17 protein-coding genes are annotated in these 15,492 nt (G+C 35.1%); 7 read left to right on the forward strand and 10 right to left on the reverse strand.

Going from position 1 to position 15,492, the window contains the following annotated elements:
• Positions 1 to 70: 70 nt before the first annotated feature.
• The 3 genes from ACH2CJ_RS20660 to ACH2CJ_RS20670 form a co-directional block, all read right to left on the reverse strand.
• Positions 71 to 979: a hypothetical protein gene (locus ACH2CJ_RS20660; protein WP_394996141.1), complete on the reverse strand. Its 909-nt coding sequence runs from the start codon at positions 977 to 979 to the stop codon at positions 71 to 73.
• A gap of 53 nt (positions 980 to 1,032) precedes the next feature.
• Complete coding sequence (locus ACH2CJ_RS20665; protein WP_394996143.1) at positions 1,033 to 1,371, reverse strand: helix-turn-helix domain-containing protein; 339 nt, start codon at positions 1,369 to 1,371, stop codon at positions 1,033 to 1,035.
• Positions 1,372 to 1,526: 155 nt separating this feature from the next.
• A complete protein-coding gene (locus tag ACH2CJ_RS20670; protein ID WP_394996145.1) occupies positions 1,527 to 1,901 on the reverse strand; it encodes a LytR/AlgR family response regulator transcription factor in 375 nt (124 codons plus the stop codon).
• A gap of 398 nt (positions 1,902 to 2,299) precedes the next feature.
• On the opposite strand from ACH2CJ_RS20670, the gene ACH2CJ_RS20675 reads away from it, so the two are divergent.
• Both ACH2CJ_RS20675 and ACH2CJ_RS20680 read left to right on the forward strand, forming a co-directional pair.
• Positions 2,300 to 3,145 (forward strand): dienelactone hydrolase family protein, encoded by an 846-nt coding sequence (locus ACH2CJ_RS20675; protein WP_394996148.1) that lies wholly within the window; start codon positions 2,300 to 2,302, stop codon positions 3,143 to 3,145.
• 151 nt (positions 3,146 to 3,296) lie between these two features.
• Complete coding sequence (locus tag ACH2CJ_RS20680; protein WP_394996149.1) at positions 3,297 to 4,091, forward strand: hypothetical protein; 795 nt, start codon at positions 3,297 to 3,299, stop codon at positions 4,089 to 4,091.
• 37 nt (positions 4,092 to 4,128) lie between these two features.
• On the opposite strand, the gene ACH2CJ_RS20685 is transcribed toward ACH2CJ_RS20680, so the two are convergent.
• The 5 genes from ACH2CJ_RS20685 to ACH2CJ_RS20705 all read right to left on the reverse strand — a co-directional run bounded on the left by ACH2CJ_RS20685 (position 4,129) and on the right by ACH2CJ_RS20705 (position 7,963).
• Positions 4,129 to 4,311, reverse strand: a complete 183-nt coding sequence (locus ACH2CJ_RS20685) for a hypothetical protein (RefSeq protein ID WP_394996150.1) — start codon at positions 4,309 to 4,311, stop codon at positions 4,129 to 4,131.
• Between the two features lie 54 nt (positions 4,312 to 4,365).
• The gene (gene gltX, locus ACH2CJ_RS20690) at positions 4,366 to 5,871 is read right to left on the reverse strand and encodes a glutamate--tRNA ligase (protein ID WP_394996153.1); all 1,506 of its coding nucleotides are present in this window, start codon (positions 5,869 to 5,871) and stop codon (positions 4,366 to 4,368) included.
• A gap of 217 nt (positions 5,872 to 6,088) precedes the next feature.
• Positions 6,089 to 6,601 (reverse strand): DUF2480 family protein, encoded by a 513-nt coding sequence (locus ACH2CJ_RS20695; RefSeq protein WP_394996155.1) that lies wholly within the window; start codon positions 6,599 to 6,601, stop codon positions 6,089 to 6,091.
• Positions 6,602 to 6,689: 88 nt separating this feature from the next.
• Entirely contained in the window at positions 6,690 to 7,628 is a 939-nt protein-coding gene (locus ACH2CJ_RS20700; RefSeq protein ID WP_394996158.1) for a hypothetical protein, read from the reverse strand.
• Positions 7,628 to 7,963: a nucleotide pyrophosphohydrolase gene (locus ACH2CJ_RS20705; protein ID WP_394996161.1), complete on the reverse strand. Its 336-nt coding sequence runs from the start codon at positions 7,961 to 7,963 to the stop codon at positions 7,628 to 7,630. The genes ACH2CJ_RS20700 and ACH2CJ_RS20705 overlap by 1 nt, the downstream gene beginning before the upstream one ends.
• 213 nt (positions 7,964 to 8,176) lie before the next feature.
• Here ACH2CJ_RS20705 and ACH2CJ_RS20710 point away from each other — a divergent pair, with 213 nt between their 5' ends.
• Together ACH2CJ_RS20710 and ACH2CJ_RS20715 are read left to right on the forward strand one after the other, a co-directional pair.
• The gene (locus tag ACH2CJ_RS20710) at positions 8,177 to 9,199 is read left to right on the forward strand and encodes a M28 family peptidase (RefSeq protein ID WP_394996163.1); all 1,023 of its coding nucleotides are present in this window, start codon (positions 8,177 to 8,179) and stop codon (positions 9,197 to 9,199) included.
• 185 nt (positions 9,200 to 9,384) lie between these two features.
• Entirely contained in the window at positions 9,385 to 10,455 is a 1,071-nt protein-coding gene (locus tag ACH2CJ_RS20715) for a branched-chain amino acid aminotransferase (protein WP_394996166.1), read from the forward strand.
• A 72-nt stretch (positions 10,456 to 10,527) separates the two neighbouring features.
• On the opposite strand, the gene ACH2CJ_RS20720 is transcribed toward ACH2CJ_RS20715, so the two are convergent.
• The gene (locus ACH2CJ_RS20720) at positions 10,528 to 11,937 is read right to left on the reverse strand and encodes a serine hydrolase (protein ID WP_394996168.1); all 1,410 of its coding nucleotides are present in this window, start codon (positions 11,935 to 11,937) and stop codon (positions 10,528 to 10,530) included.
• A 266-nt stretch (positions 11,938 to 12,203) separates the two neighbouring features.
• On the opposite strand from ACH2CJ_RS20720, the gene ACH2CJ_RS20725 reads away from it, so the two are divergent.
• The 3 genes from ACH2CJ_RS20725 (at position 12,204) to ACH2CJ_RS20735 (ending at position 14,747) form a co-directional block, all read left to right on the forward strand.
• A complete protein-coding gene (locus tag ACH2CJ_RS20725) occupies positions 12,204 to 13,169 on the forward strand; it encodes a polyprenyl synthetase family protein (protein ID WP_394996171.1) in 966 nt (321 codons plus the stop codon).
• 77 nt (positions 13,170 to 13,246) lie between these two features.
• On the forward strand, positions 13,247 to 13,885 hold the full coding sequence (locus ACH2CJ_RS20730; RefSeq protein ID WP_394996174.1) for a rhomboid family intramembrane serine protease: 639 nt from the start codon (positions 13,247 to 13,249) through the stop codon (positions 13,883 to 13,885).
• Between the two features lie 4 nt (positions 13,886 to 13,889).
• Positions 13,890 to 14,747: a LytR/AlgR family response regulator transcription factor gene (locus ACH2CJ_RS20735; protein WP_394996177.1), complete on the forward strand. Its 858-nt coding sequence runs from the start codon at positions 13,890 to 13,892 to the stop codon at positions 14,745 to 14,747.
• 7 nt (positions 14,748 to 14,754) lie between these two features.
• On the opposite strand, the gene ACH2CJ_RS20740 is transcribed toward ACH2CJ_RS20735, so the two are convergent.
• A partial coding sequence (locus ACH2CJ_RS20740) for a TonB-dependent receptor domain-containing protein (RefSeq protein WP_394996180.1) occupies positions 14,755 to 15,492 on the reverse strand: 738 nt, incomplete at its 5' end.

The following is a 15,492-nucleotide window of genomic DNA, read 5'->3' on the forward strand; positions in this document are numbered from 1 at the left end:
TTTGTGCAATTACAAAATTACTACTTTTGATGACATCCTGTGTTTTTATTCGTAAATCATTGATTATCAGTTAGTTAAACCCGAAACTCGCATTAATAGTTGGAAAACCATCAATTGTAACAGTAGCATTTGGTGATGCAACGACACAAGAACCATAAGAAGCAGTATATTTTACAAAAACATTTCCACTACCTGTGCCAGTAAATAAATTTGAAACATTTGTAGTTGGAGAAGACAAAGTACCCGTTCCCGTACCACCCTGGATTGACCAAGCATTAGTAAGTGCTGGAACTGTTCCGCCACTTGTACCACCTGTTAAAGTAACAGTATTATTTAAACAAATTGAAGGAGATGAAGGCGTTACACTTGAAACAATTGCAGGGTTACATTCAACAGTTCCTGCAACAGTTACTGTTTTTAGGTGCATATCACCACCCGAACCATTAAATCCATAAATTTTAAATGTTACCGTTTCGGTTGTTAAAATTTGAGAAAACGATGCCCATTCGTTTGCCAATCCAGCATTACCACAACTTGTACTTGTACCGGGTGTAATATTTGCCCCATTTTGAACAAAACTTGCTCCACCAATGGTATATGAATACCTCACAGAAGTAGGACCTCCAGTCGGAGATCTTAAACTGGCAGTAAAACCAGTAATATTTAAGCGATAACCAGCATTTGGTGTTATCGTGAAGGAAACAAATTCCCCATTGGCATCTGCGGTATTTATTGTTGAAGCACTTGTTGTTACAAAATCTTTTGCACCAAAGCCGTCTGATGAGGCTGTACACGAAGTTGGAGAAAGCAACCCAGACCCCCTTGCTAAGTTCCCTCCAGTTGCATTTGTTGCTACTGCAAAAGGCGTTCCTGCACTATTATCGGTGAATTGATAGATTTGTGCAGCAGCCGTAAAGCTAAAAGCTAAACCAATCAAGATAAAAAGTGAAGATTTCAGAGCGTGTATAAATGTTTTCATATTATTGAAGTTTTAGGCATTATTATTGTCAATGTATATTGATGTGGTTTATGCTAAATGGGTAAGACTTGGCGGCATTGCGAAGGTGGAATACCATAAATTTTTGAAAACGAACGGCTAAAATAATTGGCATCAGAGTATCCAACTTTATAAGCAATTTCATTGATTGTATGACTGGTTTGAGTCAATAATTCTTTGGCTTTTTCAAGTCTTATTTGTTTGATAAATTCTGATGTAGAGAGATTCAACTCTGCTGTCAATTTTCTATGGACGTGTGAGCGACTCATGTAGAGAGCATTGCACAATTCAGGACATCCAAAAGATTCGTTGTTATAATTGATTTCAATTATACTTCGTGCAACTTTTATAAAATCAGCGTAAAGTGGTTTCATATATTTTTTAATCAACAGCGTTTGAAAAGTATCCTTAATAAATATTTGGTGTGAAAAAAAATATAGGTGTTGTAAAACCTATAAATGCATGGCAAATTCTAAATAAACAAGAAATAAAAGCCTTCACTATCGTTGTTTTTATTAAATGGGCGTGTTTAGCCTTCGTAGCTGACTATCATATCATTTAATATATTTCTTATGTTATCAAACTTCCTTCGTGAAATAGTCAGTATAGAACCATTTGATAATCTTGCTTGTGCATTGCGTTTCAGACCAATTATTTGAGTGATGTGTTTAAGATTTACAAGGCAGCCACGATTAATTCTTAAAAAGTCATTTTTTACAATTCGGGCTTCCAATATCTTTAATGTAAAAGATGAAATATGCTTGCGGTTATCAGAAGTATATACATTGGTGTAATTTATCTCCGACTCTAAGTAAATAATGTCATTGGTCGGAATTTGATACCGATGTGTTAATCGCAGACATTGGTCAGCGTTAAGATGAACTAATGGAAATTCTTTTTTCACAGCAGAGGTGTTTATGATTTATTGGCTTTTGAATTTACAGAAGCTGATATACAAGTAACGAGAGTACAATTTTACATCAAAAGGCGGTTTAACAACCTTCACTAATGTTGTATTTATTATTCGGTCATTTTTTTGCTAAAACTTTCTCGCGAAATATTTTTTCTAAAACCATTTTACTTGTGTAAAAATCAGTTTTTTACTTAATTTGACAGTTATTCTGCTTAAAATCAAAAGTTATCTTTATATTTGAAAATATTAGGCACATTTTTATTTTATGGTATCTCTACTTTTAGAAAGAAATTTTCCGAGTCATTTTTTTTTATTAAAAAAGTCTTGTAAAAAACCCTTTTCTCTTTCCGATGTTATTGTGTGTAAATACATTTAATTTCTAAAAACCAATGAAAAAATTATTCTTAACCCTTGCTTTGGCAAGTATCTCGGCATTAAGTTTCTCACAAAATTGCTGTGATGTGGCATTTGCCAGCAATGATGGCAACATGGCAGCTTTCGCTTCCGACAGAGCATTTATCGCATCTCATTTAGCTCCATTTGTGTATAATCATATTAGCGAAGTTGGTGGCACAATGATTCAGTTTGCTACTGCAGATGGGCAAAAAGCCAATGGATATGTTGTAAAAGCTAAGAAAAAAACTGATAAATGGCTTTTTGTTTATCAAGAATGGTGGGGACTAAACGACCATATAAAGCGTCAAGCCGATGTTTTTTATAATGATTTAGGAGGAAATGTAAACGTTTTAGCATTGGACATGTACGACGGAAAAATTGCAGCCGATGCAAGTGAAGCTGGAAAAATGATGCAAGGCGTAGTTGAAACACGCTTAGAAAATATCGTGAAGGGTGGTTTGGATTATGTAGGTAAAAAAGCCAAAGTTGCCAATGTTGGATGGTGCTTTGGGGGCGGATGGTCGTTGAAATCTGCCATTATTGGCGGAAAGCAAACCGTTGGCTCGGTGATGTATTATGGATTGTCAGTAAAAGACGTTGAAAAACTCAAAACCCTTAATTGTGATGTTCTTGGACTTTTTGCAACCGAGCAATGGATTTCTAAAGAAGTGATTGAGGAGTTTGCGGGCAACATGAAAACGGCTGGCAAAGGAATCAAGTATAAAATTTTTAATGCCGCTCATGCTTTTGCCAATCCAAGCAATCCAAAATACGATGAGGCAGCCTCAAGAGAAGCTTATAGTATGGCAATTGCTTATTTGAAGAAAAAATTTTTATAGATTAAAGAGCTGTATAGAGAATGTTGGGTCTTTGTTGTAAGATAAATTTAAGCATTAGGAAATAACTGAATAATGGAAAGAAATTTTCATACATTTGGTTAATTATTCCTAATGTTTTTTTATTTTTTTACTTCTAAAACCAAAAATAAAAATGAAAACAATTTCTATTTGGGCAAGCAAAAACCAAAAAAAGGCGATTGCTTTTATCATCATCATTGAATTGTTGAAAGGATTGATGGGTGCTGCGATTGGCAATGATTTCCTTCCAACATTATCCAATGCTACAATCGAATTGTCGGTGTTGGCTATTGTTTTTTTTATAAGTTTTGTACAAATCAATTATCAACATCAAGCTCCTGAACTGAGCAAAGCAAACCACTATAAATTTCGCATTAACAATACCGCAAGCATTTTCTTGAGTAGTTTTTTGTTGGCAATATTATTGGGTAATCACTTTAAAAATTTAGGTTATTCAATTGAAAATCAACTTGTTAGTTATGCTGGAGTTACAATAAAAGCCGATAGTGTTAAACAACAAGAAACTATAACAGTTTTTGAAAAAGCCATCAAGCAAAGTCAAATTATCAATAAAAACCATCAACTCTTTTCAAAACAAACAACTGAGAATAGTACAAATGACACTGGTAAACGTATTGGCTATGCCCTTCTTTTTCTATTGAGCCTTGTATTGTCTTATTTTGGGGTTGCTTTGTCTTGTGGAATAGCTTGTAGTGGCTATGGAGTTTTTGCAATTTTAGCTCTCTTGCTAACACTTGGTATTCTTTCGGGGGGTATTTATTTCTTGATAAAAGCCTTTAAGAAAACCATCAAACCATCAAAAGAAATGACCCATGAAGAGAAGAGAAAAGAACGAAGAAAGTTCTTTGCGATTTGGGGCATTGTAACTGCCGCATTTGCACTATTGATAGTACTTGCCAATGCTTGATGATTATTTCTGTTGTCCTAAAAAACTAAGAAATCGATTATTTTCGATTTCTTAGTTTTTTATCATCAACGGTTTTGTTTAAAAACTGGTTGATTTTCTCAACATCGTAGCTCATCTGAATCTCACCAAAAGAGTTGATTTTGATGTCAAAACCATTCAAATCTTTGTGTACACGAGGTTTTTCAGTATTTGATTTATCCTCAGTTTTCTTTTTTGCCATGACTTTTAAGCTTTTTTTCTTAAATGTATCTATTTTTTTGATTAAAATGAAGTCTTAAACTAAAAATTCTACAGCTTTTTCAATTCTCTTTATAACTTCCTCTTTTCCTAAAATTTCCAAAGTAAGCATTAAGTCGGGCCCTTTTCCTCCACCCGTAATTGCTAAGCGAAAGGCTTGCATTACTTTTCCTGCTTTAATTCCTGCCGCTTCGAGTGCTGGAAAAATTGTATCGTGAATATTTTGAGAGGTAAAGCCTTCATTATCAATGTTATGGATGTTTTCTTTGATAACTCCCATTGCTTTGCGAGCATCGTCATTCCATTTTGAGTTTACTATTTCTTCGTCATAAGAAGTTGGTGCTTCAAAAATAAAAGGTACTTCCGACACAATTTCATGCGGGAAAGTTATTCGGTCTTTCATTAATCGAACTAATTTTAAAGCAAAATCAGTACTTAAATCGGTACGCATTTCTTGAATTAAAGAAGCTATCTCTTCCTCCGATTTTCCTTTCAAATAATGTTGATTAAACCACTTAGCTTTATCAACCATAAATCTTGCACCTGCCTTATGAATTTTATCTAAACTGAAAGTATCAATCAATTCATTCATAGAAAAAAACTCTTGTTCAGTACCAGGATTCCAGCCCAAAAATGCTAAAAAGTTGACAAGAGCTTCGGGGAAATAACCATCTTGTTTGAATCCACGAGCCGTTTCTTCGGTAAATGGGTCTTTCCATTCTAAAGGGAAAATAGGAAAATTGCCAAGTAAGCCGTCACGTTTGCTCAATTTTCCGTTGCCTTCTGGTTTCAAAAGTAGAGGTAAATGAGCAAATTCTGGGGCTTTCCATCCCAAGGCTTTATACAACAAAATATGTAATGGTGCAGAAGGCAACCATTCTTCACCACGAATTACGTGTGTAATTTCCATCAAATGGTCATCAACAATATTTGCCAAATGATAGGTTGGCATTCCGTCCGATTTTAACAAAACTTTATCATCGATTGTCGATGAATGAACCACCACCCAATCACGAATAATATCTTTGAAACGAATTTCTTCTTTTAAAGGTACTTTTAATCGAATTACATAAGCATCACCATTGGCAATTCTACTTTCTACTTCGTCTTTTGGAAGAGTAAGCGAATTTTTCATTTGCAATCTTGTAACGGCATTATACGAAGTATTATCAACTTTGGCTTCTTCGAGTTGTTTACGCATAATATCTAATTCTTCGGCACTATCGAAAGCATAATAGGCTTTTCCTGCCGAAATCAACTGGTCGGCATATTGGCGATATATTGGTTTTCTCTCCGACTGGCGATAAGGTGCATGAGGCCCACCAATGCCTTGCCCTTCATCAATTTCGATACCAACCCATTTCAAGGCTTCTAAAATATAATCTTCTGCACCTGGCACATAGCGAGTTTGGTCAGTATCTTCGATGCGGAGAAGCATTTTTCCGCCCATTTTTCGAGCAAATAAATAATTATATAAAGCTGTACGAACGCCGCCAATATGTAGCGGGCCTGTTGGGCTGGGAGCAAATCTTACACGAACCATATTTTGTAAAACAACTTTCTAAGTTGTTAGAAATCGTAGAAATTAATAAAAATAAATAATCTGAAAATCGAAGTTACGAACAACTTGTGCTACAACTAAAAGGCAAAATTACAGAATTTTTGTAGAACAAATTCAAAGTTATTAGAAATCGTAGAAATTAATATAAAGAGCACAATTTTAAAAATTGGACGGTAAAATAGAGCAAAAGCCAAAAAAACTATTCTTTTGGCTTTTTGTAGATTGGAACGGTACTACATGGCTCGCCAAACATGATACTTTGGGCATAAGGTTTCAATCGTCGAGTAACTTCTACATAAGCGGTTGTCGGAACAGCCACTTTACTACAACCTTTTACAACAACTTTTGCTCCTGTATATTCTTCAAAGTTTATTTTAGCAAGAGCATCATTATAGAGTTTTTGTTCTAAATCTTGTAGATTTCCAAAAACAATAGTATTGGCAAAAGGTTCGAGATGAATAGCAAGCAACATGTATGCCCACGTAGGGATAACGGCATCTTCAGTGCAGGTAATGGCTACATTTTTTTCGGTATATTGCGACCAATCGTGGGCTTTCAAAAAATCTCTAAAATCTTTTTCTTTTAAAATCAAACCCATAAAGAGATTGTCTTTCAAATCATATAAAACTCGTTCGCCCGAATGATAATAATCTTCTAAATCTAAAGAAACTAAGCCACTTTTAGCTACTCTATTTATTATTATATCTTCCATTTTTTGCTTTCGGTAATTGGTTTTCAACAATCGGTTTCTTGAAAAATAAGCTTTCGACTTGTTAACCATTGACTAAATAACATTTTCCTTACTCAGAAAGTTTATTTTCTTGTTCGTCCTCTCCGTTGTTAGACTCTCGTTCGATTGGTTCAATTATTTGTGGTTTAATTGTAAGCGGAATCGGCTTTAAAGAAATATAATCAAAAGCATTACTTAAATTCCAAATTTTTATAAAAACTCGTCCAAAAACAAAGGTTTGTTGAATCAAAAACATGAGCCAAATCGTAAAACCTGAAGTCATCCCGATGTTTGATTCTATCCACAAATAAAGCAAGACTAATACAACTGAGACAAAAATAACAGACCAGTATATTTGCATGGTTTTGAAGTTTTTATTGACATAGCTCGATGCTTTCCAGAAGGCTTTCCAAGGATTTAGCAAAGTATCTCGGTGCAACAAAACTTTGGCGTATTCGCCCACGTTAAGCAAATAGGTAAAGTAATAAAGCGTAAATATAATGGGGGGAATCATCCACGCAAAAAACTTTGTTTCGGTACCACCATAGCCAATTGCTCCAAAAATACCAAAAAACACTATACAAACGCCCAAAGTCAATAAAAAAAAGAGTAATTGTACCAAAAAAAGCAGGAAAAATCGCCCAAAATAATGAGTCGAATTTTTCAGAAAATCGGTCACACGAAAAGTGTCTCTTATGGTAAATTGACTTAAAATTCCACCTGAGAAAAATATTTTCAAAAATGTATATACCACAGTCAAAACCAAACTTATAGGTAATAATGGCATGAGTGATTTTCCACTTTTCCTAAGAAAATCAGAAAAAACTGTAAAGTCAAAATCAGCCACTAAATTATTAAAAGCCAATGAGTTGTTGGCCTCGGTCTGAAGAATATTGAATGTAGGAAATGCCAAGACGAGTCCCAAACAAAAATTTACTAAGAATAATAGCAAAACGATTTTCCAGTTTTGTCTGGTTCGGCGAAATGCTTGGGTCAATATGGTGAGCATTATAGAGAAGAGGTCAGTTTTTCATTGTTTTTGTGACGCAATATATCTCTTTTTGTTTTCTTTTCAAGGTTTTTCCGCAAAGCTTCGGTCAAATCAATGCCTGTTTGATTGGCAAGACAAATCAAAACAAAAAGTACATCAGCCATTTCGTCGCCCAAATCTTTGTCTTTGTCAGACTTTTTTTCTGACTGTTCGCCATAGCGTCGTGCCATTATTCGTGCAACTTCGCCTACTTCTTCCATTAACATTGCCGTATTTGTTAATTCATTGAAGTACCGAACGCCAATGGTATTAATCCAATCATCAACTATTTTTTGTGCTTCTTCAATAGTCATATTATTAGATTTTAGATTCGAGAGAAGAAATTACTTGATAAAAATAGAGTCTCGTAGCCTGTATTTCAAATCTTGTATCTTCTACACAAAGCTAATCAAAAAAACGTTTACTAAAATACATATAATCAATTCAACGTTAGTAGAAAAGATTCAAAAGTAATAACTTTGTCAAACTTCTATTGGGCGGTATTTCGCTCTTATTTAATATTTAACATGAATTTACTAAAACACACTTGTTATTTATCCCTTTTTTCCTTTTCTACGCTTTTTGTTTCCTGCAAAGAAAAGTCAAGTTCGGAGCAAACAGAATCTGCTGATCAAGTAAAATTAGTTACATCACCAGCATTTAATGCCGATTCTGCTTATTATTTCGTAGAAAAACAAGTAAAATTCGGACCAAGAATTCCAAATACATCTGCCCACGTAAAATGTGGCGATTGGATGGTAGCTACTTTAAAAAAATATGGTTGCGAAGTAATCGAACAGAAATTTAAGCCAGTTACTTACGATGGAAAAGTATTAAATGCCCGAAACATTATCGGTAGTATTAATCCACAAGCAACGAAGCGAATTTTATTAGCTTCACACTGGGACACTCGCCCTTTTTCTGATGAAGATTCTACGGCACGCACAAAAACTTTCGATTCGGCTAATGATGGGCCAAGTGGTGTGGGGGTGATATTTGAAATTTTACGTACCATTCAAGCCTCTGGTCAAAAACCAACGGTTGGTATTGATATCGTATTTTTTGATGTCGAAGATTGGGGGCCACCAGATAGTTTTAAAGGGCAAGTAAATGATGCAAATGGAGGTTGGTTGATGGGGTCGGAATTTTGGTCAAGAAATCTGCATAAACCTAATTATTCAGCATACTTTGGTATTCTATTAGATATGGTTGGAGCAAAAGGAGCAACCTTTACTAAAGATGATACTTCAATGCATTATGCACCAATGGTAGTCAATAATGTTTGGAGTATTGCTAATCAGCTGGGTTATAGCCAATATTTCCTAAACCAAGAGTTTGGAAGTATCACAGATGACCATGTGCCTGTCAATGTCAATGCGAAAATTAATATGATTGACATTTGCGACATGAGACCAAATTCTGGCAATACTTTTGGCGATTATCATCATACCCAAAAAGACAATATGAGTATCATCGATAAAGGTACTTTAAAGGCGGTTGGACAGACTCTTTTACAAGTTTTGTACGAAGAATCGAAGGTTCAACAATAAAAAGGTTGTCTTAACAACTATTTTTGCATTTTTCTTTGACAATATAGTATATTATTTGTTATTTCGCATAGATAAAGCTATTAATGATTAGTTTTTGCCAAAACGTGAAGAAAATTCTTCATGCTATTTTTTAAAGACTAATTGCTAAAAGCAAAAAACGCCATTAATTCAAAATTTAGTTTGTTATGACAGAAACACTTAACTTAGACGTTACGCTCGTTGCTGAGAGTCGAATCCATCAACTTGACCAAAACAATATCAATTTCGGTACAGTATTTACCGACCACATGTTGGTAGCCGATTTTATCAATGGTGAATGGCAAACGCCAAAAATTATGCCTTATGGAGACATTAGCTATAACCCAGCATTGGCGTCGCTTCACTATGGACAATCAATTTTTGAAGGAATGAAAGCCTTTAAAAATGATGCTGATGAAGTTTTGATGTTTAGACCCTTAGAAAATTTCAAGCGTTTCAATATTTCGGCAGAACGTATGTGCATGACACAAGTTCCAGAAGAAATCTTTATTGGAGGCTTAGAAGAATTGCTTAGAATTGATGCTGCTTGGGTTCCAAAAGGCGATGATAATTCGCTTTATTTGCGTCCGTTTATGTTTGCAAGTGATGTGTATTTGGGCGTTCGTCCATCACAAAACTATCGCTTCATGATTATCATGAGTCCAGCAGGAAAATATTATTCAACACCACCAAAGGTAAAAGTAGAGACCGAATATATTCGTGCTGCTCCAGGTGGCGTTGGTTACGCAAAATGTGCAGGAAACTATGCTGCGTCATTATATCCAGCAAAATTGGCTCAAGAGCAAGGTTACACACAATTATTGTGGACTGATGCTATTGAACATAAATATTTTGAAGAATCGGGCACGATGAATGTAATGTTTGTGAAAGATGGCAAACTCGTTACGCCAAACACAAGCACAACGATTTTGAAAGGAATTACTCGTGATAGTTTGCTTCAATTGGCAAAATCACTGGATATTGAAGTAGAAGAAAGAAAGGTTTCGGTTGAAGAAATCATGTCAGGCATTGAAAACGGAAGCGTAAGCGAAGTATTTGGTGCAGGAACTGCCGTAGTAGTTTCGCCATTTGCAGCCATCGGTTTTGAAGGAAAAGATTATGTGTTGCCGGCCATTACTGAAAATTCATATTCAACTCGCTTGAGAATTGCGTTGAACGATATTCGCACAGGCAAAGTAGAAGATACATTTGGTTGGGTTTGGAATATTCATGCTTAAACCCCCAGCCCCTCAAGGGGAGTTTAAACAAAAACGCCACTACGACTTTTTTCGCAGTGGCGTTTTTGTTAACTATTTCAACAAGCCAAACCCAATCATAGCCACTTCTTCGGTAGAATTTGAAAGAACTACTACACCTATTTGACGTTCTTTATCAAAACCTACAAATGACCTAAAGCCACCTGTCCCGCCCGAATGTTGAATAATTGTGTGATTTTTTCTTGTCGACAAATGCCACCCAAGTCCAATAATATTTTGACCTTGAGTAAAAGTTGTTTTTTGTGTCAAATCAATTGCTTCTTGTAATTTTTTGGGAGCTTTGCCCATGTTTGCTTTTACATATTTTGCCATGTCATTTACCGTTGACCGAATACCTCCTGCACCTGCCAAAGTATTCAAATCCCATGCCGAAGTAGGTTTGCCTTTTTCGTCGTGTCCTTGTGCAAAGTATTGATTATCAGACTCTTTTAGTGTAATTTTTGTGTTTTTCAGCTTGAGGGGTTTACAAATTTTATCTGTTAACAGTTGCTCGTAAGTTGTCTGATTTTGTTTGGCTAAAATCGAACCGAGTAATCCAACGGCAAAGTTTGAATAGTCATAATTGATACCAACTTCTTTGAAAGGCTTGAAGTTTTTCAGGTAAGTAAACATCCGTTTTTCATCATATTTTTGATAAGGATTATTTATATCATCTCCTTTTTGGTAAAGATTCATTGGTAAACGAGGAAAACCCGAAGTATGGTTTGAAAGAGTTTTTAAGGTAATTAGAACATTCTTAAAAGCTAAGGTCGGAATCGAGTCAGGCAAATATTTATGGATTGGGTCTTCGAGCGACATTTTTCCTTTTACAACATTGTCGGCAAGTAAAATAGCCGTGAAAGTTTTACTTATAGAGCCAATTTCAAACAAAGTTTTTTCGACATCTGGGATTTGTTTTTCACCTTTTTTTGTTTCGCCGTAGCTGTATGTTTCTACTTTCCCATCTTTGATAAAGGCAATCGAAATACCAGCAGTGTTTTTTAACTGAATATATGGTCGCACTAAACTATCGACTTTTAAATCAAGCGGTGTTTGCATCTTATTATTGCTTGCTACTTGGTAATCTTTTTTTGGTTTATCGCCATCATAAGGCTGAAAAAGTAAGGTTGTGATTTTATCATTTTTGTCTAAACTAATGAGAAATTTTTGATTAGCTTTCTCAAAAATTGCTTTGTAGAACGCTACGCCATCTGTGATTTTTTGAAATTCCGAGTTTTTCCAACTACCTAATTGATTATAAAGCATTTCTGAAACTTGATTGAATTGTTTTTCAGAAATTTGTTTCCGAAAATCGTCACCCGTAAGTTCGTATAATTTTGCAGGATTTCGTTTATTGAAATCAGCTTCGACTAATTTTTTTACTGAATCAATTTTTGCTAAATTAGCTTGTGAAAAGCCCGATAACGAAGCGATTAATAGTAAAATTGTAAATATTTTTTTCATGCTATTTGTTAGTTTTTGCTAAATTCAGTAAGAATAAAAGGAATCAGATGGAAAATTTGACAAAAGGTAAAAAAAGAATATTCGGTGGAGATTTTTTAATCATGAGTTTAAATTTTAGCTTATTTCAAACTCGCTTTACTGAAATTCGAAATTCGAAATCCGAAATCAGTGAGCCTATAACTTGTTAGTCTTATCAAGTTTGGCTTACTTTGGGTTTAAAACTTACAATTATTTTGGCGATTCGCAGAATCGCCTCACAAAAACAAATGTCATTAGAAGTTTTTTTGAAAGCAATTCAAACAGAAATTGCTACTACTAAATACGGTGAAAATCCTGCCGAACTTTACGAACCTATCGAATATTTGATGTCGCTTGGAGGTAAAAAAATGCGTCCGTTGCTAACGGTTATGGCAACTAATGTTTTTTCGGATGATTGGCAAAAATCTATCAAGCCAGCCATTGGCGTAGAAGTTTTTCATAATTTTACGCTCATGCACGACGACATCATGGATGCTGCCCCGCTACGTAGAGGTAAGCCAACAGTGCATGAAAAATGGAATGAAAACATTGCAATTCTTTCGGGCGATGTGATGCTGGTATGTGCTTATGAACTAATGACTGCCGTTGATGATAAAATTTTTAAGCATGTAATTAGAAGATTTAATAAAACTGCCGCTGAAGTTTGTGAAGGGCAGCAATGGGATATGAATTTTGCCACTCGAAGTGATGTTACAGAGAAGGAATACATCAATATGATTCGCTTGAAAACATCAGTTTTGCTCGGATTTTCTTTAGAATTAGGTGGTTTGATTGCAGGAGCAGATGATAAATCAACCCAATTGTTGTATGAAATAGGTACAAATATCGGTATTGGCTTTCAGTTGAAAGATGATATATTGGACGTTTATGGCGACCCCGAAAAATTTGGCAAACAAGTTGGTGGCGATATTATTGAAAACAAAAAAACGTGGCTTTTGTTGAAAGCATTAGAGCTCGGAAAAGAAAACGAAGCACTTAACCTTTGGATTGATGCCAAAGATTTCGACAAAAAAGAAAAGGTAAAAGCCGTAACCGAAATTTATAATTCATTAAATATAAGGCAGTTAGCCGAAGAAAAAATGAATGATTATTTTGATAAAGGTTTAGAAGGTTTAGCACAACTTAATGCTTCGGCAGAAAGAAAACAACCTTTGATAGAAATTACAAAACAATTAATAGAAAGAGAATCTTAAATTGAAGCAATTGTCTAAAGTCGATGGACAATAGTTTTTTTCAACTCACTAACTTTTCGACTTTTCAAATAAAAAGAATGGAACAAATAACAGCAAACTTATTAATAATCATTGTTACAGTTGGTATGAGTCTTTATGCGTGGAGCAATCAGAGCGTTTTTCATGGCTGGATGATGAACCCCAAAGCAATTGACCAAAACCGAGAATACCACCGCTTTGTTACATCGGGCTTTATTCATGCCGACTATATGCACTTGTTTTTTAATATGTATACCCTTTATAATTTTGGTGGTTTTATTGAACAAATCTTCATTCAAAAGTTTGACAATGACCCCCGACTTGGCTCAATTGCTTACGTTATTTTTTATATTATTGCCATTATAGCTTCCGATTTATCAACATTTATCAAGCACCGAAAGGATAGCAATTATAACTCTTTGGGAGCATCTGGAGCTGTTTCTGCAGTTATTTTTGGGGCAATTTTGTTTGTTCCAACCGCTCAATTGGCAGTGTTTTTTATTCCGATGCCAGCATTTATTTTTGCGGGTCTGTACTTGGCATTTACCTATTATGAAATGCAGCGAGGCAATGGCTTTGTAAACCATTCGGCTCACTGGTGGGGTGCTGTTTTTGGTGTAGTCGTGATGGTGGCGATGTACCCACAGGTTTTACCACAGTTTATTGAGCAAATTTCCAATTGGCGACCGTTTAACTAATTCAATGCTTAAAATATTACGGCAACCATACCCATTTTTTGAAAAAACATTCCTACGAACCCTACTACAATCTGTAGGCGAAGGTATATTTATTGCCTTGTTTTTGATTTTTTTTCAACCTTTCGGTACATTAGCTTGGCACGACCCAAACAAAAACCTTTATCTGTGCGGCTATGGATTGGTTACTGCAATAGCTGGCTTTATTCTACGTTTCGGTATTTTCAAAACCTTTCCTAAATACCACAGTGAAGCTTCGTGGAATATCGGGAAAGAGATAGTTTCTATAATGATGCTCTTATTGCTCATTACCACTGGAAACTACATTTACAGTATGATAGTGTTTCATCTAAATCAAAATTGGAGTAATTTTTTGTGGATGTTTGTTGCTGTAATGATTATTGGTATTTTTCCTACAATTTTTGGAGTGATGTTAAACTATATTTATCAACTCAAAAAATATAATCAGACTATCGTTGTTCAACATTCACAAGGGTTTGATAATCAAATATTTATCGAAAACAACGCTTTGAAACTCATTGCTGAAAATGAAAAAGATTCCTTGAATATTTTGGCAGCCAATCTTTTTTATATAGAATCTTCGGATAATTATTCGACTGTTTTTTACGAAAAAGAAGGGAAACTTCAAAAAGAATTGCTACGCAGTAGCCTTACAAGACTTGAAAATCAAATTTCTTCTGAAAACATTGTTCGCTGTCATCGTTCTTTCATTGTCAATCTTGACAAAGTAAAAAAAGTAACAGGCAATGCACAAGGCTATAAATTGCATCTCGAAACGCCCGAACTATTTGTACCAGTAGCCCGAAAATACTCGCAATTAGTTGAGCGTTTGAAAACCATTTAAGTCGAAATTAGATACTTATACTCAAAGTCAGCCATGCACTTCTGCCTACACCATTGATGCCCGAGCCATGCGTACGGTAGTCTTTGTTAGTCAGGTTTTGTAATGAAAGATTGATAGTCAGCCATTTATGAGTAAAGCCACTTTGAATATTGAAAATTTGCCACGCAGCAGTTCCATTTTTACCGATGCGATTATCGTCTTTGTCGCCCTGTGCCAAACGGTCTTGCTTTAAAGCAAAGAACAATTCTGGTCGAACAAAAAATTGCTTTTGATGAAACTCTATTCCCAATCGCCCATTCAACGGCGGGATTCGTCTCATAGGTTCGTTTTTAGTGATATTTTGCCCATAAATGTAGGCTACACCACTGTAAGTTTTGATTTTATTGGTCAAAATTGCTTCAAATTCCCATTCTGTACCTCGCATAAAAGCCTTTTCTACATTTTCTTTTTGGTAAACATTGTAGCCATCAATAACTTGATTTGGCATTTTTACACGAGTAATTAAATTATTTAATTGGCTATAAAATACGGAGATTGTACTCGAAAAATGATTGGCTCGAAACTTATAACCCAACTCATAACTTTTCGATTTTTCGGGTTTTAATTCATTAGTCGGTAGTTCGTATCTGAAATCTACAATGCCGAGCGTGCCTAAATCATCAATATTTGGTGTGCGAAAACCTGCATTATATGAAGCATAAATGTTTGATTTTGAGCCAATTGTATATGCTACCGATACATTTGG

The sequence above is a fragment of the Emticicia sp. genome, assembly GCF_043780375.1.
GTDB lineage: Bacteria > Bacteroidota > Bacteroidia > Cytophagales > Spirosomataceae > Emticicia.